A 21,019-nucleotide genomic window follows, 5' to 3' on the forward strand; every position below is an offset into this window, starting at 1 on the left:
GCCGGGCCGGGAGCCGGAACCTTCAACGGTGGATGACACCGTTGCCACGGCCAAACAGCAACCGGAGTGGCAGCGGGTGCACCCGGTCTCCCCGATGGTCAGGGGCTGGCTGGCACTGGCGGCACTGGCCTACTTCGTGGGACGTGACCAGCTTGAAGCGGTTTTCGCCGGTGACGGGACACGGCTGCCCGAAGGCCAGGCGCTGTTATGGTCACTGCTCGCAATCGGCGCGGTACTGCTGGTCATTGCCGTTTCCTTCTTCCTTTCCTGGTGGTTCACCCGGTACCAGCTCACCGGCGAACACATCCGCGTGCACTCGGGGGTCCTGTTCCGCCAGCAGCGGCAGGCACGGCTGGACCGGGTCCAGGCCATCGACATTGTCCAGCCTTTGCTGGCCCGCATTTTCGGGCTCGCAGAACTGCGTTTTGAAGTGGCCGACGCCGGGGAGTCCGCCGTGCGGCTGGCCTACCTGCGCCTGGCGGATGCCCAGCAGCTGCGCCAGCGGATCCTGGCCGGCGCGTCGGGTGCAGGCGATGCGCAGCCGGGCAGTACCGACCCCGCCAAGCCGGGCGCCTCCGACACCGTGCCTGGCGAACGGCAGATCCTGGCCCTGTCAGCCGGCCGTGTCATTGCCTCCGCGCTCCTCTCCGGCACCACGGTTTTCCTTGTCCTGGCCATTGCCGGGGTCATTGTGCTGACCGCCGTCACCGGAGAACCGGCGTCCTTCGCGGCCATGGTGCCGATTATTTTCGGGTTCGGCAGTGCGTACTGGCAGATGTTCAGCTCCTCCTTCAACTTCCGCGCCTCGGTTTCACGCGACGGCATCCGGATCCATTCCGGGCTGCTGGACACCCGGGCTCAGTCCGTGCCGCCGGGACGCATCCAGGCACTGGCCGTCCGGCAGTCCCCGCTGTGGCGGATCACCGGGTGGTACTCGGTATCCGTCAACGTGGCCGGCTACGGCGTGGCTGCGGGCGGGGACGGAGCGGCGCGCACCCGTGTGCTGCCCGTGGGTACTGCGCAGGAAGTGTTCCAGATGCTGGCCCTGATCCTGCCGGACCCGGGAACCGGGGATCCGGTCACGGTCTTCACCGCGGGCATGACCGGTAGCGGCACCGATGCAGGGTTCACCGTCTCACCCCGCCGCGCACGCTGGCGCTCACCATTCGCGTGGCGCCGGAACGGCTATCTGGTAACGGAGACGGCCCTGCTGTCCCGGCACGGTTTCTTCTGGCGGGCGCTGGACGTGGTTCCGCACAGCCGGACCCAGTCCCTGGCGCTGGAGCAGGGTCCGGTGCAGCGGTTGCAGCGGCTCGCGGACCTGGTGCTGCACTCCACGCCGGGGCCGGTTTCTCCCAAAGTGGTGGAAATGGATGCCGACGTCGCCGGCCGGCTGCTGGATGACCAGGCACTTCGCGCCCGCTCCGCCCGCCGGCGGGACCTGCCCGAACAATGGCTCCGCCCCGCAGCCTCTCCTCCTGAGCCCGCACCCGTCCCGCAGCCCCAGCCCCAACCCGCCCCGCAGCCGGAACCCGCACCCGCACCGGAACCCGCACCCGCACCGGAACCCGCACCCGCACCGGAGCCCGCCCCGCAGCCGGAACCCGGCCCCGCCCCCGTCCCACAGGAGAACCCGCCCCATGAACACCGCTGATTCCGCCGAAGAACGCCGCCGCCGCGGCCGCCTGGGGGTCGGCGTCATCGGCGCCGGCCGGGTCGGTGCTGTCCTGGGCGCTGCCCTGCGCGCAGCTGAACACGCGATCGTCGGTGTCTCCGCAGTCTCCGAGGCCAGCCGCGAGCGGGCGGAAAACCTCCTTCCCGGGGTCCCCGTCCTTGAGATCCCGGACATTGTTGAACGTTCCGAACTGGTGTTGCTGGCCGTCCCGGACGATGCCCTGGGCCCGCTGGTCTCCGGGCTGGCGAAGACCGGTGCCTGGCAGGCCGGACAGCTTGTGGCACATACCTCCGGCCGGTTCGGGACCGAGATCCTCGCCCCGGCGCGTGCTGCCGGAGCCATTCCACTTGCCCTGCACCCGGCCATGACATTCACCGGCATGAGCCTGGACCTGACCCGTCTGACGGACGCCTCGTTCGGGGTCACCGCCCCTGCCGCGGTTTTGCCCATCGCCCAGGCGCTGGTGGTGGAGATGGGTGCCGAACCCGTGGTCATCAATGAAGCGGACCGGGTGCTCTATCACGCAGCACTGGCCCATGCCTCCAACCACCTGGTCACGCTCGCCTCGCAATCCACCCAGCTGCTGGCCGGCATCGACGTCGAGCACCCGGACCGCCTGCTGGGACCGCTGATGCGCGCCTCCCTGGAAAACGCGCTGGCCTCCGGGGAAGGTGCCCTCACAGGGCCGGTGGCACGCGGCGACGTCGGGACCGTATCCGCCCACACGGACGCGCTGGCCGTCGCCGGCACCGAAGATCTCCGCTCCGCCTACCAGGCGCTCTCCGCCGCCACCGCCGTCAGGGCCGTGGCCCGCGGACTGCTCACCGCCGAACAGGGTGAGGCCATCCTCAAGGCGCTGCAGCCGGACCGGGACACCACTTCCACCAATGACACAGATACAGATACAGAAGGACAGCGTTGAACACCCCCCGCCTCGTCACCACAGCCGCCGAACTGCGTTCGGCCACCGAAGAACTGCTGCAGAAGGCGGCGGCCGCCGATCCCGCCCGGCGGCCTTCCCTCGCCCTGGTCCCCACCATGGGTGCACTGCATGAGGGGCACGCCGCCCTGATGGCCGCCGCCCGGGCGGAGAACGACGTCGTCACCGCCTCGGTGTTCGTGAACCCGCTGCAGTTTGATGACCCCGCCGATCTGGAGCGCTACCCCCGCACCCTGGATGCTGATCTCGAACTGCTCGGACGTGCCGGCGTGGACCTGGTCTTCGCCCCCGCCGAAGAAGAGGTGTACCCCGGCGGCGCTCCGCTGGTGCGTTTGAGCGCCGGCACCATGGGCACCCGGTGGGAAGGGGCCTCCCGGCCCGGGCACTTCGACGGGGTGCTGACGGTGGTCGGCAAGCTCTTCCACTATGCTGCCCCGCCCGTCCCGGCACGTTTCCGTGCCTACTTCGGGCAGAAGGACGCCCAGCAGGTGGCGCTGATCCGCCGGATGGTCGCGGACCTGAACTTCCCGGTGGAAATCACCGCGGTGCCGATAGTGCGCGCGGCGGACGGCCTGGCCGAATCCAGCCGCAACCGCTTCCTCGACGCCGGCCAGCGGCAGGCCGCCCTCATCCTGTCAACGGCGCTGCGGCAGCTCAGGGAACGGGCAGCCGCGGGTCAGCCGCTGGACCTGGCAGCCGCCGTCGAACTGATCAGGTCACAGCCGGGCGTGGACCTGGACTACTTCGAGGTAGTGGATCCCCGGACCCTTGAACCGCTGGAGACCTCCGCACCGCTGGAGGGTGAAGCCCTCGCCCTGCTGGCTGCACGGGTTGGCCCGGTTCGGCTGATCGACAACGAGGTACTGCGCTAGCACTTCCCTTCCCCGGCCCGTGCCCGCCGCCGGGCACACGGCCGGGGACCGGGAGCGCCGCTATGCTCTGTAAACTTAATAACCGTGACCACATCTAACTCCGTTCCCGAAGCCGCAGACACCTCCGAACAGATGCGCATCCGCGCCGAGAAGAGGTCGCGGCTGCTCGACCGCGGAGACGAGGCCTACCCGGTAGGCGTGGAGCGCACCGCCTCCCTGAAGGAAGTACGCGACAAGTTCGGCCACCTCGAGGCAGACCAGGCCAGCGGCGAAATTGTGGGCGTTACCGGACGCGTCGTTTTTATCCGCAACACCGGAAAGCTCTGCTTCGCCACCCTGCAGGAAGGCGATGGCACCCGGCTCCAGGCCATGCTCAGCCTCGGCGTCGTCGGCGAGGAATCCCTGGCGGACTGGAAGTCCCTCGTGGACCTGGGCGACATCGTCTTTATCCGCGGCGAAGTCATCTCTTCGCGCCGCGGCGAACTCTCCGTGATGGCACAGTCCTGGTCCATGGCCTCCAAGGCGCTGCGCCCGCTGCCGGTTCTGCACGCCGGACTGAATGAGGAAACCCGGGTGCGCCAGCGCTACGTGGACCTGATGGTGCGCGAGGAAGCCCGGGACATGGTCTACAAGCGTGCAGCAGTGATCCGCGGCGTCCGCGACACCCTGCACGGCCACGGCTACGTGGAGGTGGAAACACCCATGCTGCAGCTGGTCCACGGCGGTGCAGCCGCCCGGCCGTTCGAAACGCACCTGAATGCCTTCGACCAGAAAATGACCCTGCGCATTGCCACCGAGCTCTACCTCAAGCGCGCCGTCGTCGGCGGAATCGAGCGGGTCTTCGAGATCGGCCGGATCTTCCGCAACGAGGGTGTGGACTCCACCCATTCCCCCGAGTTCACCACGCTGGAATGCTACGAGGCCTACGCCGACCAGTACGTGATGGCGGAGCGGATGAAGGAAATCATCCTGCACTGCGCCGATCTGCTGGGCAGCCGGCAGATTGAAACAGCCGCCGGAACCATTGACCTGGACGGCGAGTGGCGGTGGCTGAGTGTCTACCCGGGCCTCTCCGAAGCCGTCGGCACCGAGATCACCCCGGATACCGACGCGGATACCCTGCGCACCATTGCCGAACGGCACAACGTGAAGGTGGACCCGAAGTGGGATGCGGAAAAGCTGGTGATTGAACTCTTCGGCGAAATTGTGGAGCCGACCCTGCTGCAGCCCACCTTTGTCTACGACTACCCGCCCTCCGCCCAGCCGCTCGCCCGGCCGAACCGGAATGACCCGCGGCTTATCGAAGCATGGGACCTGATTATCGGCGGCATGGAGCGCGGAACCGCGTTCTCCGAGCTGATTGACCCGGTGATCCAGCGCGAACGGCTCACTGCCCAGTCCCGTCTCGCGGCCGACGGCGACGACGAGGCCATGGCCCTCGATGAAGACTTCCTGCGGGCGCTGGAATACGGCGCACCCCCCATGGGCGGCATCGGTCTCGGAATAGACCGCCTTGTGATGCTTTTCACGAATGCAGGAATCAGGGAAACAATTTTGTTTCCGCTCCTAAAGCCGGAATTGGGTTAGACATGGAATATGTAGAAGTACTCTTGCCATCCGTATGTGTTGCGGCTCTCTTTTATTTCGTGATGAAGGCCCTGCTTAACTCGGATCGGTCGGAGCGCCAGGCCCTTGCCGAGGCCGAACGGGAAGCGGAACAGAGTGTACTCGAGAAAGATCGGGAAAAACCGGGAGAAGAACAAAATAAATAGCCGGGTACTTTGACGGGGCTTTACCAATTGCGTCATACTCTAAGTGGTCTCATAAAATCTTCCCGTTTATAGCTGCTTAGGAGCCTGTCATGGCGCAAAAGGTAAAAATTATTCTGGTTGACGACCTGGACGGCGGAAGTGCGGATGAGACCGTGCGGTTCGCCCTGGATGGGTCACAGTACGAGATTGATCTGTCAAAGGACAATGCGAAAAACCTGCGTGATGCCCTTAAGGCATACGTAGACGCCGGCCGGAAGGTTGGCGGCCGCACGGGCCGTCCGCGCAGCTCCGGCTCAAACCGCAGCAACGAAGCAGCGCAGATCCGTGAATGGGCCCGCAAGAACGGCTACACAGTCTCCGAACGGGGCCGCGTCAACAGCGAGATCATCGACGCCTACCGGGCCGCGCAAGGCTAGAACCGTCCGGGCTCTCACGCCGACGGCGAACAAGCCCCAAATGCACCCTTCAGGCACGTAGCATCGAATTACGCGTTAGCTAGGAGTGTGCCTCATGTTTGAAAGATTTACCGACCGTGCCCGTCGCGTTGTCGTGCTTGCCCAAGAAGAGGCCCGCATGCTCAACCACAACTACATCGGCACCGAGCACATTTTGCTTGGGCTCATTCATGAGGGTGAAGGTGTCGCAGCTAAGGCCCTTGAATCCCTGGGCATCTCGCTTGGTGCTGTCCGCGAGCAGGTGCAGGAGATCATCGGTCAGGGCCAGCAGGCCCCGACCGGTCATATCCCCTTCACCCCGCGGGCCAAGAAGGTGCTGGAGCTTTCACTCCGTGAAGCCCTGCAGCTCGGCCATAACTACATCGGCACCGAACACATTCTGCTCGGCCTGATCCGTGAAGGTGAAGGCGTGGCCGCACAGGTCCTGGTCAAGCTTGGTGCTGACCTGAACCGTGTGCGCCAGCAGGTCATCCAGCTGCTTTCGGGCTACCAGGGCAAGGAGCCCGTCTCCACCGGTGGCCAGCAGCAGGAAGGCCAGCCGGCCGGATCCGTGGTGCTGGACCAGTTTGGCCGCAACCTCACGCAGGCCGCGCGCGAAGCCAAGCTCGACCCCGTCATTGGGCGCGAGCATGAAATGGAACGCGTGATGCAGGTGCTGTCGCGGCGGACCAAGAACAACCCCGTCCTCATCGGCGAACCCGGCGTTGGCAAGACCGCAGTTGTCGAGGGCCTGGCCCAGGCGATCGTCCGCGGCGACGTCCCGGAGACGCTGAAGGACAAGCAGCTTTACACCCTTGACCTCGGGTCCCTCGTTGCCGGTTCCCGGTACCGCGGCGACTTCGAGGAGCGGCTGAAGAAGGTCCTCAAGGAAATCCGCACCCGCGGCGACATCATCCTGTTCATCGACGAAATCCACACTCTCGTTGGTGCAGGTGCCGCCGAAGGCGCCATTGATGCTGCCTCGATCCTGAAGCCGATGCTGGCCCGGGGCGAGCTGCAGACCATCGGTGCCACCACGCTGGATGAGTACCGGAAGCACATCGAGAAGGATGCTGCCCTGGAACGCCGCTTCCAGCCGATCCAGGTTGCCGAGCCGTCGGTGGCGCACGCCATTGAGATCCTCAAGGGCCTGCGTGACCGCTACGAAGCACACCACCGGGTGTCCATCACTGATGCCGCACTGGCCTCCGCCGCAACCCTCGCGGAGCGCTACATCAGCGACCGGTTCCTCCCGGACAAGGCTATTGACCTGATCGACGAAGCCGGCGCACGCCTGCGGATCCGCCGGATGACGGCCCCGCCGGAGCTGAAGGAAATCGACGAGCGGATCTCCGCACTGAAGATGGAGAAGGAGTCGGCAATCGACTCCCAGGACTTCGAAGGTGCGGCCTCCCTGCGCGATAAGGAGCAGAAGCTCCAGGATCAGCGTGCGGAGAAGGAACGCCAGTGGAAGTCCGGCGGCCTGGATGACATTGCCGAGGTGGATGAGGAACTCATCGCCGAAGTACTCGCCAACTCCACCGGCATCCCCGTGGTGAAGCTGAACGAGGAAGAATCCACCCGCCTGCTGCGGATGGAAGACGAACTGCACAAGCGCGTGATCGGCCAGGACCAGGCCATCAAGTCCATCTCGCAGGCCATGCGCCGTACGCGTGCCGGACTGAAGGACCCGAAGCGTCCGGGCGGCTCGTTCATCTTCGCCGGCCCCACCGGCGTCGGCAAGACCGAACTGGCCAAGGCCCTCGCCGAGTTCCTGTTCGGCGACGAGGATGCCCTGATCACCCTGGACATGTCCGAGTACGCCGAGAAGCATACGGTCTCGCGCCTGTTCGGTGCTCCCCCCGGATACGTGGGCTACGAAGAGGGCGGCCAGCTGACCGAAAAGGTCCGCCGGAAGCCGTTCTCCGTGGTGCTGTTCGACGAGGTGGAGAAGGCCCACTCGGACCTCTTCAACTCGCTCCTGCAGATCCTCGAAGACGGACGCCTGACGGATGCGCAGGGCCGGATGGTGGACTTCAAGAACACCATCATCATCATGACGACCAACCTTGGTACCAAGGACATCTCCAAGGGTGTTATGACCGGCTTCCAGTCCGGCACGGACACCAAGACCGGCTACGACCGGATGCGGGCCCGGGTCACGGAGGAGCTGCGCCAGCACTTCCGCCCCGAGTTCCTCAACCGTGTTGATGACACCGTGGTCTTCCCGCAGCTGACCCAGGAAGAGATTGTCCAGATTGTGGACCTGTTCCTGGACCGCCTGGGCAAGCGCCTGGCAGACAAGGGCATGACCCTGGAGCTCACGCCGGCTGCCAAGGTGCTGCTGGCGACCCGCGGCTACGATCCCGCCATGGGTGCCCGGCCGCTGCGCCGGACCATCCAGCGCGAAATCGAGGACCAGCTCTCCGAGAAGATCCTCTTTGGAGAGATCAAGCCCGGCGAGCTCATCTCGGTGGATGTGGAAGGGGAGGGTGACGAAGCAAAGTTCACCTTCCACGGCCACGGCGTGCCGAAGGCCATCGAAGAGGCCAATCCGGCCATTGAAGCCGGAGTCGGCGAGTAAGCGCAGGCATCCCGCATAAAAGAAGGAGCCCCGGATTTTCCGGGGCTCCTTTTTGTCTGCCCGTCCGGAAGCCGTGCTGCGGGTCCGGGCCCGCCGTCGGGCTTTCCCCGTGTTACGGACTCCCTGAGCCGGGCAGGCGGGAAGGCCTAGACTGGACCGATGATGTCCGCGTCCCAGATCACCGTCCGCCGTGCCCGAACCGCCGATGTCCATGACATCCGCCGGCTGGTGGCCCCGCTGGCGCGGGAGCGGGTCCTGATTGCCAAGGAAGCGGTGGCCTACTACGAGGGGCTGCAGGAATTCCGGATTGCTGAAGACGGTGACGGCGCCGTGATTGGCTGCGGTGCCTTGCACGTGATGTGGGAAGACCTGGCGGAGGTACGCACGCTGGCCACCGACCCGTCCTGGCGGGGCCGCGGAGTGGGGCATGCCCTGCTGGAAACCCTCCTGGGTGATGCGCTGGACATAGGCGTGGCCCGGGTTTTCTGCCTCACCTTTGAAGTGGACTTCTTCGAACGGCATGGCTTCAAGATCATGGAGAACCAGAATGCAGTGGATCCCGTGGTGTACTCGGAGCTGCTGCGTTCCCATGATGAAGGTGTCGCGGAGTTCCTGGATCTGGCCCGGGTGAAGCCGAATACGCTCGGCAATACCCGGATGATCCGCTGGCTCTAGGGCCTTCAGCGGCTCCTCCGGACTCCTCTGCAAGTCCTCCGGCGGTCCGGCCCCGCCCACCCGGACGGCGCGCGCGTTCCGTCTCAGGTGGCGGGCCCCGTCGCGGCACGATAAGCTAAGGATACTTAGCATCAAACGATGCCGACGGAACGGCCGGGCGGATGTCCGGTAGGCAGCCCGGTGGGTTGCACGGTCCGGAAGCCGATCAGAAAGCGAGTTCAGTAATGGGCGCAGATGACAAGATGCAGAACAAGGCCGAAAACCTTGGCGGCAAGGTGAAGGAAGGCCTCGGCAAGGCCACCGGCAACGAGCAGATGGAAGCCGAAGGTCACGGCGACCAGGCGAAGTCCAGCGTCAAGGACGCCGGCGAGAACATCAAGGACGCTTTCAAGGGCAAGTAACCCTCAAAGAGTGTGACGCGCCGTATCGGCGCCGGAAAGCGGGAGGGGTCACCCTCCCGCTTTTTTGTTGCCCGGATACCGGGCCGCCGCCGGACTGCCGACCCTGTTGCGCGGCGCACCGCGCAGGTAGTGTCGAGACGGGGGGACACGGGATTGTTCTGTGCAACGAAGGAGTTCCAGCGCCATGAAAAAACTCATCAATAATCCCCGATCCGTGGTGGCGGAATCACTGCAGGGATTCGAAATTGCCCACCGCGACCTGGTGAAGGTGCATCTGGATCCGGATTACGTGATCCGCCGCGATGCCCCGGTGCGGGGGAAGGTGGCGCTGGTATCCGGCGGCGGCAGCGGACATGAGCCGCTGCACAGCGGGTATGTCGGCGCGGGCATGCTGACCGCAGCCGTTCCAGGCGCGGTTTTCACCTCGCCCACGCCGGACCAGATCCTTCCGGCGATTGTCGAAAGCGATTCAGGCTCCGGTGTCCTGCTCATCGTCAAGAACTACACGGGCGACATCCTCAACTTTGAGACGGCCGCCGAACTTGCCGGGGTTGAGGGCATCGATATCCGCACGGTGGTGGTCAACGACGACGTCGCCGTGGAGGACTCGACCTACACCGCCGGGCGCCGTGGCGTGGCGGGCACCGTGCTGGTGGAAAAGATCGCCGGAGGCTCCGCGGAACGCGGGGACGACTTGGCCAAGGTGACGGAGGTCGCCGAGCGGGTGAACGCGAATGTGCGGTCCATGGGCGTGGCTCTGGCCCCCTGCACCGTTCCCCATGCCGGTGAGCCGAGCTTTACCCTCGCCGACGATGAGATTGAAATGGGTGTTGGCATCCACGGCGAGCCCGGGCGGCACCGGGTTCCCATGACCAACGCGGACTCCATCACTGACCAGCTGATGGAACCGGTGCTCAGCGATCTGGGGATCACCTCCTCGGACAAGGTGCTGCTGTTCGTCAACGGCATGGGCGGGACCCCGCTGAGTGAGCTCTACATTGTCTACCGGCGTGCAGCACAGATCCTGGCGGAACGTGGTGTGAGCGTGGAGCGGTCCCTGGTGGGGAACTACATCACTGCCCTGGAAATGGAAGGCGCGTCGGTCACTGTGCTGCGCCTCGACGATGAACTGACACAACTGTGGGACTCACCGGTGAAGACACCGGCGCTGCGGTGGGGGGAGTAGGCATGGAACTGGATGCAGCATGGGCTGACCGGTGGATGCACGACAGTGCCAGGGTCATCGCTGAAAACCGGCAGCGCCTGACCACATTGGACCGTGAAATCGGCGATGCCGACCACGGCGAGAACATGGAACGCGGCTTTAGCGCCATCGTGGAGAAACTGGACACGGACGGCACGCCGGACACGCCCGGGGCCGTGTTCAAAACTGCGGCAATGACCCTGATGTCCAAGGTGGGCGGCGCTGCGGGTCCCCTGTACGGGACGGCTTTCCTGCGTGCCGCGACGGCGGCGGGAGATTCGGGGGCCCTGGGACCCGCGGAGCTAGTTGCCGTGCTCACTGCCGCCCGTGACGGGATTGTGGCACGCGGCAAGGCGGAGGTGGGGGATAAAACCATGATTGACGCGTGGACTCCGGCTGTGGACGCCGCGGCCACCGCGCAGGCCGCCGACTCCACCCCTGCCGGGATCCTGATTGCCGCCGCCAACGCTGCCGAGGCCGGTCTGGCGGGAACGGAACCGCTGGTGGCCCGCAAGGGCAGGGCCAGCTATCTGGGTGAGCGGAGCGCCGGCCATCTGGACCCCGGAGCTGCCTCCACCGCGCTGATCCTGCAGTCGGCAGTCCGGGCCGCGGAGGCAGCAGCATGAGCGTGGGGCTGGTGATTGTCTCGCACAGCGCGAAACTCGCTGAGGGAGTTTGTGAGCTGGCGGCGCAAATGGCTGCCGACGTGCGGCTGGCTGCGGCCGGAGGGACCGACGACGGCGGTATCGGTACCAGCCTCGAGAAAATCCAGGCCGGAATAGCCGAAACGGATCAGGGCGACGGCGCGGTGCTCCTCACGGACCTCGGATCCGCGGTGATGACCGCTGAAATGGCCATGGAGTTCCTGGACCCGGAGCAGCAGGAGCGGGTGCGGATGGCTAATGCGCCCCTGGTGGAAGGTGCAGTGGCCGCTGCGGTCTCCGCACAGACGGGCAAAAGCCTGGCGGAGGTGCTCTCAGCTGCAGAATCCGCCGGTGCATCCTACGCCGGCGGAGGCGCCCCCACAGAGGACAGGAGCGCCGCCGCCGGCGGGGCTGACGCCGGGACTGCATCCGGTGCTGCGGCTGCGACGGAGGAAGTCTCGGGCGCCTGGACACTGGTAAATCCGATGGGCCTGCATGCACGTCCCGCCGCCGCCGTCGCCCAGCTCCTGGCGGATCTGGATGCGGAAATCACGGTAAACGGTGTGGACGGCAAGTCCGTGATGATGCTGATGACCCTGGGACTCAAGCCGGGTGAGACGCTCAGCGCCACCGCATCCGGGCCGGACGCTGCGCGTGCCATTGAACTGCTGGGGACCGAGGTCCGGAACGGCTTCGGCGAAATCTAGGGAAGCGAGACCCCGCGGGCGTCCTCGGCCGCCAGCCGGTCTGCGATCAGCCCTGCCAGGGCACGTTCCATCTGCTCCTGCGGAGCAGCCAGGCGGTGCAGGGCGGCCAGCGGGTCGAGTTCGCCGGCCGCGGGGGAGGGGACCAGATTCACCGGAGGGTGCAGCAGCAGGGCCCGCTGCACCGGGGCCTGAGCGTTCCGCAGCACAGCCATCATGGCGCCGCGCACCTGCCGGTCGGTGCCCGCCCACGCCTGGCCTTTGGGAACGTAGTGCGGGTCCGGCCTGCCCGCGGACACCCAGGCACACTGCTCCAGCACGGGGCACTGGCTGCACTTGGGGTTCCGGGCCGTGCAGATCAGGGCGCCCAGCTCCATCACGGCAGCATTCCAGGCCACCGATTCGGACACGCCGTCGGGCATCAGTTCACGCGCCAGGCGCATCTCCGCGGCGGTCAGGGCCGGTGAGGGAAGGGCATTGCCGGTGACTGCCCGGGCGTGGACCCTGCGGATGTTCGTGTCCACCACCGTTTCCCGCCGCCCGAAGGCAAAGGCTGCCACCGCCGCGGCGGTGTAGTCCCCGACGCCGGGCAGGCTGAGCAGGGCGGCGTGGGTGGAGGGGACCTCGCCGCCGAAGTCCTCCGTGATCGCTGCGGCGGCTGCGTGCAGCCGGAGCGCACGGCGGGGATAACCCAGCCTTCCCCAGGCACGGACCGCCTCACCGCTCGATTCGGAGGCCAGTGCCGCCGGTGAAGGCCAGCGGTGCATCCATTCCTGCCAAACGGGCAGGACACGGACTACCGGGGTCTGCTGCAGCATGATTTCGCTGACCAGCACACCCCAGGCTGTACAGTCGGGTTCCCGCCAGGGCAACTTGCGCGCATGCACGGCGAACCAGCCGGTGATGCTGGTGTGCAGCTCCCGCACCTGTTGATTCATGGGCACTCCCTCGCTTATGACCAGCAATACTCTACTGACCGGCGTGGTGCGCCCAGTAATCGTACGGAGAATACCTAGCCTTGAAACATGGATGGCAAGGGAAGACAGCAGCCGGCAGGATCGCGTCCCGGTGGTGCTCCCCGCAGGCCCAGTCCGGCCGTCTACCGGCGCCGGCGGCTAGTTGCCGGCGTCCTGGCGCTCCTGATCCTGGTGGGACTGGGATTCGCCGTGGCAGCCGGAGTCCGGGCTTTCTCCGGCGGGAAACAGGCCGCTTCCGCGGAATCCACGGTCCCGGTACCCATGCTCACCACCCCGGCAGCAGCGCCGGCCGGTGAGGCTCCGGCGCCTGGCAAGGAACAAAAGACCGGCGCAGCCGCGGAGGAAACCCCCGGATCCCTGTGTCCGGCTGAAAGCGTCAGGGTTGCCGCGGCCACCGATGCGGAGGTGTACCCCGCCGGAGCCACGCCTGTCCTGACGCTGACAGTCACCAATGCGGGGGAAACGGCCTGCGAAATCAACGTCGGCACCTCGCAGATGGAGTTCCTGGTGACCAGCGGATCAGACCGCATCTTCTCATCGGTGGACTGCCAGGACGGTGCAAAGGACCTGGTGAAAAAGGTGGAGCCCGGCGCCTCCGAAACAGCGAACTTCCCGTGGAACCGGAACCGGTCCGCCCCGGGGTGCGCCGCAGTGGCCTCCAACCCCAATCCGGGCTACTACATCTTCACCGCCCGGCTGGGGGAGAGTAGCAGCGAAAAGGCCGTTTTCCAGCTCGAGTAGGCGGGCTACATAAACCGGTCGAGCAGGCTGGTTTCCGCGATCCGGGACAGTCCCTCACGCACGGTCCGGGCACGTTGTTCGCCGATGCCGTCAACGGTCATCAGGTCATCGATGTTCGCAGCCATCAGGTTCTGCAGACCGCCGAAGTGGTCCACCAGCCGGTTGGATACCGCCGGCGGAACGGATTTGATGTTGCTGAGCAGCCGGTAACCACGCGGCTGAACCACAGCCTCGAGGGAGTCCTGACCGGGCTGGAAGCCCACAACGGAGGCGATCTTGCCCAGGTCCACCATTTCCGAGGAGCTCATGTTCTGCAGCGTGGCGATCTGCTCCTCGAGGTTCCGCTGCCCGTCATTCAGGTCCGCGTAGTCCCGCAGGATCATTTCGCTGCCCGGGCCGAGCCCGGTGGTCAGTTCCTCAAGCTGCAGGGACAGCAGCCGGCCGTCGACGCCGAGTTCAAGGACGTACTGGGAGATTTCCTCCGAGATGCGGCGGACCATTTCCTGGCGCTGCAGGGTCACGGCAACATCGCGGACCGTCACCATGGCCTCGATTTCCAGGGCGGAGAGGGAGTTGGTGACCTGGTCCAGCCGGGCGCGGTAACGCTCAAGGGTGGCCAGTGCCTGGTTGGCGCGGGCCAGCACGGGTTCGGAACCCTCCAGCACGTGGCGCAGTCCGCCGATATACAGCTGGATGATCTGCATTGACTGGCTGACCGAAATCACCGGGAAGCCGGTCTGGATGGCGACGCGTTCGGCCGTCCGGTGGCGGGTGCCCGACTCATGGGTTTCGATGGTGTGGTCCGGGACCAGCTGCACGGCGGCGCGCAGGATGTTCCTGGCATCGCGGTCGCAGACAATGGCGCCGTCCATCTTCGCCAGCTCCCGCAGCCTGGTCGGGGAGAACTCAATGCCGATATCAAACCCGCCGGAACAGATGGAATCCACCGTCCGGTCGATACCAAGCACAATCAGGGCACCGGTGCGGCCGCGGAGGATGCGTTCGAGACCGTCGCGGAGTTCGGTTCCGGGAGCAACCCGGGCCAGAGTGGCCTTCAATGCGTCTTCCGGGCTGCGGGCCATGGTCACTTCCTTCCGGCCCGTGGGCCCTGAGCTTTCCGGGCAAGACTTGCCCGTCCCTATACTAGTGTGCGATTCCCGTACACTGCCCCCACGCCGGCCGCACCGGCACGTCCCTCCTGGCGGGGCGGGGCGTAAGAAGCAACCGCAGCAGCGCCGGAGGGGGCACGGTTAAAAGAGCAGCTCGAGCGCCTCTGCCAGGGTGGAGACCTCGCGGACCTTGAAACCGGACGGAATGTTCCCGGGCCCGCTGGGAGAGGCAGGCACCACTGCGTGCGTAAACCCGAGGCGTTCGGCCTCGTTGATGCGCCGCCCGATCCCCGGGACCGGGCGTACCTCGCCGGCCAGGCCCACCTCGCCGAAGGCAATCAGCTGTGCCGGAAGAGGTTTGTTCATTTTTGCCGAGGCTACGGCCAGCGCCACCGCCAGGTCCGTCGCCGGCTCACCCAGTTTTACGCCGCCCACCGTGGATACATAGCTGTCATCCTTGGCCAGGCTCATTGACGCCCGCTGTTGCAGGACAGCAAGCAGCATGGCCACCCGGGAGGAATCCACGCCGCTGGTGGCACGCCTTGCCTGGGCGTTGCCGGTTTCAGCGACCAGGGACTGCACCTCGGCGACCAGCGGACGCTTGCCCTCGAGCGTCACAGTGATGCAGGTGCCGGAAACCGGATCCTTGGTCCGGGAAACGAAGAGCCCGCTCGGGTCCGCGAGTCCTTCAATGCCGTCTTCGGTCAGGTCAAAACAGCCAACCTCATCCGTGGGTCCGTAACGGTTCTTGACCGCCCGCAGCAGGCGCAGCCGGGAATGCCGATCGCCGTCGAACTGGCAGACGACGTCCACCAGGTGCTCCAGCAGCCGGGGACCCGCAATGGAACCGTCCTTGGTCACATGCCCTACCAGCAGGGTGGTCATGTTCCGCGTTTTGGCAGCATTGATCAGGGATGCGGCTACCTCCCGGACCTGGCTGACGCCGCCGGCGCTGCCGTCCACTGCGGTGCTGCTCAGAGTCTGGACCGAGTCCACAATCAGCAGTCCCGGAGACACCTGCTCCACCTGGCCCAGCGCCTGCCCAAGGTCGGTTTCGGCACTTAGGTACAGGTGATCGGACACGGCACCGATGCGTTCAGCGCGCAGTTTCACCTGTGCGGTGGATTCCTCGCCGGTCACGTACAGGACATCACGGCCGGCACCAGCCACGCGTGCCGCAACGTCAAGGAGCAGGGTGGACTTACCCACGCCCGGCTCGCCGGCCAGCAGGATCACCGCCCCCGGGACCAGCCCGCCGCCGAGTACCCGGTCCAGTTCGCCCACACCGGTGGCCTGGTAGGCGGCCGTGGTGGCATCCACGTCACCGATCCGCAGGGCGGGCCGGGCAACCACCGTGGCGGCCGTAGTGCGGGCCAGGACCTCCCCGGCTTCCTCCACGGTTCCCCAGGCCTGGCACTCGCCGCAGCGGCCCACCCATTTAGCCGTGGTCCAGCCGCATTCCGAGCAGCGGTAATTGGCGGCCTTCGGCCGTGCAGTCTTTGTTGCCATATCTTCAGGCTATCCCGCGGCACCGACAGTCCCGCGGCGTACGAAGCCGCGCAGTTACGGAAATGGAGGACAGTACCGACGGGAATAGGAACCGGCTGCCGGATGCCCGTTCGGTGCTTCGGCCAGCCGGCGGCTAGATCTCCGAGAGGTACGTGACCGCCTCTTCATGGGTGAGTCCGGTGGATTCGAGCAGATCCACCACGAGGGGGCGGAAGAGCATGATCAGCGCATCACCCTGCAGGTCAGTGATGCCCAGCGCCTTGGGATGCAACCGGCTGCCCACGGCGGCCAGTTCGTTGCGTGCCTGGCGCAGATGGCGCAGCCTGGCGTCATTGCCTTCCCCGCCGCCGAGCGCCCGGGCCAGGATGTCGACGGCGTCGGCCGTGTCGTTGACGACCTCGGCGACGTTTTCGATCGCCTCGTCGTTGAGCGAGGCGTGGTTGATGACCGACGTCGTTCGGCGCGCGAAGACGCGGCTGTTGCGCACCGCCAGGTCCAGGAAGCCGATAGAGCCGCGCAGATCACCGAGCTCTGCCAGATACCGCCGGTAGGCAGGGGAAATGCGGGCAACTTCCCGGGCATCCCGGACGCTGCGGGCCAGGGTGTCCAACTGGGGCTGGGTATTGCGTGCCCGGACCAGTGCGTGCCAGGCGACGGTGGAATCGCTCTTGGCGATCGCCTCGGAGCATTGGCGCAGGACCGCCGAGAGCTCGTGCAGCAGTTCCCGGATGTTGGATTTGGGCTCGCGCCGGGGATCCCGCGGGGCAAGCATGGTGACCACAAGGGCGAAGACGCCACCCACAATGGCATCCACGCTGCGGGTGAAAACGCCGCCGTCGGGGGCCGGCAGCAACACCACCAGCAGCGACTGCAGGGCCAGCTGCGTGGTGAAGATGACGCCGCGGTCCAGGAAGCGCGCGAGCATCACGGAGGTAAACAGCACCACGGCGGCCTGGATCAGCCCCACGCCTAGCAGCGTCAGCAGGATTTCACCGACGGTGATGCCCAGGGTGCAGCCGATTCCCACTTCCAGTACCCGGCGGGTGCGCGGTTCGCGTGAGAAACCGAGCGAGATCAGGGCCGCGGTGGCCGCGAACAGCGGACCTTCGTGGCCAAGTACATACTCGGCAAAGGCATAGGCGCCCACGGCGCAGACGGTCATCTGCAGGGCGGGAAAGACCGAATGCCGGCTTCGCTGCAGGCCCACCCGGACACGGTTCCGCAGGAAACCCCGGCTTTTGGCGAAGGAGCTGCGTTGGGGCATGGACCCAGTCTAGGGCGAGGTACCGGAACCTGTGGGCGCGGTTACTTCCGGCTGTAACCGGGATGGCGGTGACCCTGATGTTCCACGGTTCCCCCGCCCCCGTTAACTTTCCGTTCACCTTGCTTAGCCACGCTTGGGAAGGAACGTGCAGCGACTTTCGCAACAGCGGAAGCGTCCGCGCGGCCAGCCTCCCGGCGCATCCGCGCCCCACCACCCTCGAAAGGGAAAAGCGTGTTGGTTCAGAATCTCGGCCGTACCACCTCTTTGCTGTCAGTATCCGCTGTTGCCGTGCTTGCCCTGGCAGCCTGCGGCACGGACAGTGCAGCGCCCGCCTCCACTCCCGCTGCGGCTTCGGAAAGCACGGTAGCGGGCACCCTCTCGGGCGCCGGCGCCAGTTCCCAGGACTCGGCCATGCAGGCCTGGATCGCCGGTTTCGGCGAAGCCAATCCGCAGGCTGCCGTTCAGTACTCCCCGGACGGCTCCGGTGCCGGACGCGAGGCGCTGCTGGCCGGCGGGGTGCAGTTTGCCGGTTCCGACGCCTACTTGGATGAGGAAGAAGCCGCAGCCGCGGAGGAAGTCTGCGGACCGGAGGGCGCCCTGCACATCCCCGCATATATCTCTCCGATTGCCGTGGCGTTCCAGCTGGAGGGCATCAGTGAACTGAATCTCGACGCCGACACCCTGGCAGCCATCTTCCGGGGTGACATCACGGTCTGGAATGATCCGGCCATCGCCTCGCAGAATGAGGGCGTCAGCCTGCCGGATACTCCCATCACCGCGGTGCACCGCGGTGACGAATCCGGAACCACCAAGAACTTCACCGAATACCTTGCCGCCGCCGCTCCGGAGATCTGGACGGAGAAGCCCTCCGGCGAATGGCCCGCCGGACTGCCAAACGGGGAAAACGCATCCGGCACGGGCGGCGTCATTTCAACCGTGACCGCTACGGAAGGCGGGATTACCTACGCGGATGCCTCCGCCGCCGGGAATCTGGGGACCGTCCGGGTAGAGGTGGGCGGGAACTACGTGCCCGTCAGCGCCGAAGCAGCGGCACTCGCCGTCGAATCCTCCACGCCGGTCACCGGCGGGAACCGTCCGGCTGCCGACATGGCCATGCAGCTGGACCGGGACACCGCAGAATCCGGGGCCTACCCGGTGGTCCTGGTGAGCTATCACATATTCTGCACCGGCTACGAGGACCAGGAGACGGTGGATCTTGTCCGTGCCTTCGGGGACTACGTTGTCAGTGAGGAAGGACAGGCGGCAGCAGCGGAGGCAACCGGAAGCGCGCCGCTCTCCGCGGCTCTGCGTGAACGCGCTGTCGAAGCCTTGGAGACCATCAGCGTCCGGTCCTAAACGCCGCATTTATCTCCGGTTCCCCCGTTCGCGGGCGGGGGAGCCGGTCCGCCCCGCCGGGCAAAGTACCTAAACTGATAGAAAAGCCCGCAACACCGTCGAAGGGTCTGAGCATTGTCGAGCAAGTCAATAACTGGTGAGGGCGGCGCCGGCCGTGCCGGAGACAAGATTTTCTCCGGCATCACGGTGGCAGCCGGGTGCCTGATCCTCTTTGTGCTCTTCTGCGTGGCCGTGTTCCTGATGTGGCAGGCGCTGCCGACCTTCCTGGCCGACCCGTCCGACATCTCCGGAGGCGGCGGCTTCGGCAAGTACATTCTGCCGCTGGTCATCGGCACCGTCATTGCCGCGGCGATAGCACTGCTGATCGCCACCCCGGTGGGGATCGGCGTCGCGCTGTTTATCTCCCATTACGCGCCCCGCCGCCTGGCGCAGGGGCTGGGCTACCTGGTGGACCTGCTCGCGGCCATCCCCTCGGTGGTCTACGGCGCCTGGGGCATGACAGTGCTGGCCCCCGCCCTGGTGGGACCGTACAACTGGCTCGCCGAGAACGCGGGCTGGATCCCGCTGTTCTCCGGGCCCGCAAGCCAGACAGGCAAGACCATGCTCACGGCAGGCATTGTGCTCTCCGTGATGGTGCTGCCCATCATTACGTCGCTGACCCGCGAGATCTTCCTGCAGACTCCCAAACTGCATGAAGAGGCAGCCCTGGCCATGGGCGCCACCCGCTGGGAAATGATCCGGATGGCCGTGTTCCCCTTCGCCCGCCCCGGCGTGATCAGCGCAGTGATGCTGGGCCTGGGCCGTGCCCTCGGTGAGACCATGGCAGTGGCACTGGTGCTTTCCTCCGGCGGCCTGATTGCCAGCCTGATCCGCCCCGGCAACCAGACCATTGCCGCGGAGATTGCCCTGAACTTCCCTGAGGCGTTCGGGCTGCGTCTCTCCGAACTGATCGCCGCCGGACTCGTGCTGTTCCTGATCACCCTGGCAGTGAACGTCATTGCCCGCTGGATTATCAGCCGCCACAAAGAATTCTCGGGAGCCAACTGATGCTCGAATCACCCTCCGTACTGAACCGGCCCGGAGCAATGCTGACCAAGAACCGGCTGCCGCGCTACATGCCATGGGTCATCCTGGCCGTAGCGGTGGTCCTGGGTGCGGCAATCTCCGCCCTTATCGGTTTTTCCGTGGCTGCCTTCACCATTTTCACGGCGCTCATTTTCGTAATCGGCGGCACCGCCGTGACCTGGATGGTGGAGGGCCGCCGGCACGCCGTGGACCGGCTCGCCACGAACCTGGTCTACGGGGCATTCCTGCTGGCGCTGCTGCCGCTGGTCTCGGTCATCTTCACCGTCCTGGTCCGGGGCCTGCCCGGCCTCAACCCGGATTTCCTCCTCACGTCCATGGGCGGAATGACCGGCGCAGTGGACAACGCCACGGTCCAGGACGGTTCCCCGGTCCTGGGCGGTGTCTACCACGGCATTGTGGGCACCCTGCTGATCACCTTCTGGGCCACCGTGATTTCCGTACCGGTGGGATTGCTGGCCGCCGTGTACCTCGTGGAATACAGCCGCGGCGGTGCCCTCTCGCGGGCCATCACCTTCTTCGTTGACGTGATGACCGGCATCCCCTCGATCGTGGCCGGCCTGTTCGCCGCTGCCTTCTTCGGACTCGTGTTTGGTCCGGGCACCCGCACCGGCTTCGTGGCCGCCGTCGCCCTGTCGGTACTGATGATCCCGGTGGTGGTCCGCTCCACCGAGGAAATGCTGAAGATTGTTCCGAATGAACTGCGCGAGGCCTCCTATGCCCTGGGTGTGCGGAAATGGCGGACCATCCTGAAAGTGGTGGTGCCAACGGCCATTTCAGGCATTGCCTCCGGCGTAACCCTGGCTATTGCCCGCGTCATCGGCGAAACCGCCCCGCTGCTGGTGACGGCCGGTTTTGTGAACACCATCAACTTCAATGCCTTTGCCGGCTGGATGAGCACCCTGCCCACGTTCATCTACCGGCAGCTGATGAGCCCCACCTCGCCCACGAACACGGATCCCAGCACCCAGCGGGCATGGGCTGCGGCGCTGATCCTGATCCTGATGGTGATGCTGCTGAACCTGGCCGCACGCCTGATCGCCCGGATCTTCGCCCCCCGGACCTCCCGCTAAGC

General features: G+C 66.0%; 19 protein-coding genes. 15 read left to right on the forward strand and 4 right to left on the reverse strand.

Annotated features, from left to right (window positions below; all coding sequences use genetic code 11):
* Window positions 1–28 precede the first annotated feature (28 nt).
* The 11 genes from MUK71_RS00495 to dhaM all read left to right on the forward strand — a co-directional run bounded on the left by MUK71_RS00495 (window position 29) and on the right by dhaM (window position 11,908).
* Window positions 29–1,654 (forward strand): PH domain-containing protein, encoded by a 1,626-nt coding sequence (locus MUK71_RS00495; RefSeq protein WP_244802805.1) that lies wholly within the window; start codon window positions 29–31, stop codon window positions 1,652–1,654.
* On the forward strand, window positions 1,641–2,597 hold the full coding sequence (locus MUK71_RS00500; protein WP_227929673.1) for a Rossmann-like and DUF2520 domain-containing protein: 957 nt from the start codon (window positions 1,641–1,643) through the stop codon (window positions 2,595–2,597). Before MUK71_RS00495 ends, MUK71_RS00500 begins: the two co-directional genes overlap by 14 nt.
* The gene (gene panC, locus MUK71_RS00505; protein ID WP_227929674.1) at window positions 2,594–3,487 is read left to right on the forward strand and encodes a pantoate--beta-alanine ligase; all 894 of its coding nucleotides are present in this window, start codon (window positions 2,594–2,596) and stop codon (window positions 3,485–3,487) included. Before MUK71_RS00500 ends, panC begins: the two co-directional genes overlap by 4 nt.
* Window positions 3,488–3,619: 132 nt before the next feature.
* Complete coding sequence (gene lysS / locus MUK71_RS00510; protein WP_227929694.1) at window positions 3,620–5,074, forward strand: lysine--tRNA ligase; 1,455 nt, start codon at window positions 3,620–3,622, stop codon at window positions 5,072–5,074.
* Window positions 5,075–5,348: 274 nt separating this feature from the next.
* Window positions 5,349–5,675: a histone-like nucleoid-structuring protein Lsr2 gene (locus MUK71_RS00520; protein WP_227903210.1), complete on the forward strand. Its 327-nt coding sequence runs from the start codon at window positions 5,349–5,351 to the stop codon at window positions 5,673–5,675.
* A 94-nt stretch (window positions 5,676–5,769) separates the two neighbouring features.
* A complete protein-coding gene (locus MUK71_RS00525; protein ID WP_227903211.1) occupies window positions 5,770–8,277 on the forward strand; it encodes an ATP-dependent Clp protease ATP-binding subunit in 2,508 nt (835 codons plus the stop codon).
* A 159-nt stretch (window positions 8,278–8,436) separates the two neighbouring features.
* Window positions 8,437–8,952 carry an amino-acid N-acetyltransferase gene (locus MUK71_RS00530; RefSeq protein ID WP_227903212.1) on the forward strand — a complete coding sequence of 172 codons (516 nt, stop codon included), beginning with the start codon at window positions 8,437–8,439 and terminating at the stop codon, window positions 8,950–8,952.
* Between the two features lie 224 nt (window positions 8,953–9,176).
* Window positions 9,177–9,353 carry a CsbD family protein gene (locus tag MUK71_RS00535; protein ID WP_227903213.1) on the forward strand — a complete coding sequence of 59 codons (177 nt, stop codon included), beginning with the start codon at window positions 9,177–9,179 and terminating at the stop codon, window positions 9,351–9,353.
* Window positions 9,354–9,537: 184 nt separating this feature from the next.
* Entirely contained in the window at window positions 9,538–10,539 is a 1,002-nt protein-coding gene (gene dhaK / locus MUK71_RS00540; RefSeq protein ID WP_227929676.1) for a dihydroxyacetone kinase subunit DhaK, read from the forward strand.
* A gap of 2 nt (window positions 10,540–10,541) precedes the next feature.
* Entirely contained in the window at window positions 10,542–11,183 is a 642-nt protein-coding gene (gene dhaL, locus MUK71_RS00545; protein ID WP_227903215.1) for a dihydroxyacetone kinase subunit DhaL, read from the forward strand.
* Window positions 11,180–11,908 carry a dihydroxyacetone kinase phosphoryl donor subunit DhaM gene (dhaM, locus tag MUK71_RS00550; protein ID WP_227929677.1) on the forward strand — a complete coding sequence of 243 codons (729 nt, stop codon included), beginning with the start codon at window positions 11,180–11,182 and terminating at the stop codon, window positions 11,906–11,908. Before dhaL ends, dhaM begins: the two co-directional genes overlap by 4 nt.
* Here the strand turns inward: dhaM and MUK71_RS00555 are convergent.
* Window positions 11,905–12,843, reverse strand: coding sequence for an HhH-GPD family protein (locus tag MUK71_RS00555; protein WP_227929678.1), 939 nt, complete (start codon window positions 12,841–12,843; stop codon window positions 11,905–11,907). The genes dhaM and MUK71_RS00555 overlap by 4 nt on opposite strands.
* Before the next feature lie 87 nt (window positions 12,844–12,930).
* On the opposite strand from MUK71_RS00555, the gene MUK71_RS00560 reads away from it, so the two are divergent.
* Window positions 12,931–13,623, forward strand: a complete 693-nt coding sequence (locus MUK71_RS00560) for a hypothetical protein (RefSeq protein WP_227903218.1) — start codon at window positions 12,931–12,933, stop codon at window positions 13,621–13,623.
* A gap of 5 nt (window positions 13,624–13,628) precedes the next feature.
* On the opposite strand, the gene disA is transcribed toward MUK71_RS00560, so the two are convergent.
* The 3 genes from disA to MUK71_RS00575 all read right to left on the reverse strand — a co-directional run bounded on the left by disA (window position 13,629) and on the right by MUK71_RS00575 (window position 17,505).
* On the reverse strand, window positions 13,629–14,705 hold the full coding sequence (gene disA, locus MUK71_RS00565) for a DNA integrity scanning diadenylate cyclase DisA (protein WP_227903219.1): 1,077 nt from the start codon (window positions 14,703–14,705) through the stop codon (window positions 13,629–13,631).
* A 168-nt stretch (window positions 14,706–14,873) separates the two neighbouring features.
* On the reverse strand, window positions 14,874–16,241 hold the full coding sequence (gene radA / locus MUK71_RS00570) for a DNA repair protein RadA (RefSeq protein ID WP_227929679.1): 1,368 nt from the start codon (window positions 16,239–16,241) through the stop codon (window positions 14,874–14,876).
* 133 nt (window positions 16,242–16,374) lie between these two features.
* Window positions 16,375–17,505 carry an FUSC family protein gene (locus tag MUK71_RS00575; RefSeq protein ID WP_227929680.1) on the reverse strand — a complete coding sequence of 377 codons (1,131 nt, stop codon included), beginning with the start codon at window positions 17,503–17,505 and terminating at the stop codon, window positions 16,375–16,377.
* Window positions 17,506–17,736: 231 nt separating this feature from the next.
* On the opposite strand from MUK71_RS00575, the gene pstS reads away from it, so the two are divergent.
* The 3 genes from pstS (at window position 17,737) to pstA (ending at window position 21,017) form a co-directional block, all read left to right on the forward strand.
* Window positions 17,737–18,861, forward strand: a complete 1,125-nt coding sequence (gene pstS / locus MUK71_RS00580) for a phosphate ABC transporter substrate-binding protein PstS (RefSeq protein ID WP_227903222.1) — start codon at window positions 17,737–17,739, stop codon at window positions 18,859–18,861.
* 114 nt (window positions 18,862–18,975) lie between these two features.
* Entirely contained in the window at window positions 18,976–19,908 is a 933-nt protein-coding gene (gene pstC / locus MUK71_RS00585) for a phosphate ABC transporter permease subunit PstC (RefSeq protein WP_227903223.1), read from the forward strand.
* Window positions 19,908–21,017, forward strand: coding sequence for a phosphate ABC transporter permease PstA (gene pstA / locus MUK71_RS00590; RefSeq protein WP_227903224.1), 1,110 nt, complete (start codon window positions 19,908–19,910; stop codon window positions 21,015–21,017). The genes pstC and pstA overlap by 1 nt, the downstream gene beginning before the upstream one ends.
* The last annotated feature ends 2 nt before the right edge of the window (window positions 21,018–21,019 follow it).

The sequence above is a fragment of the Arthrobacter zhangbolii genome, from assembly GCF_022869865.1.
GTDB classification, from domain to species: domain Bacteria; phylum Actinomycetota; class Actinomycetes; order Actinomycetales; family Micrococcaceae; genus Arthrobacter_B; species Arthrobacter_B zhangbolii.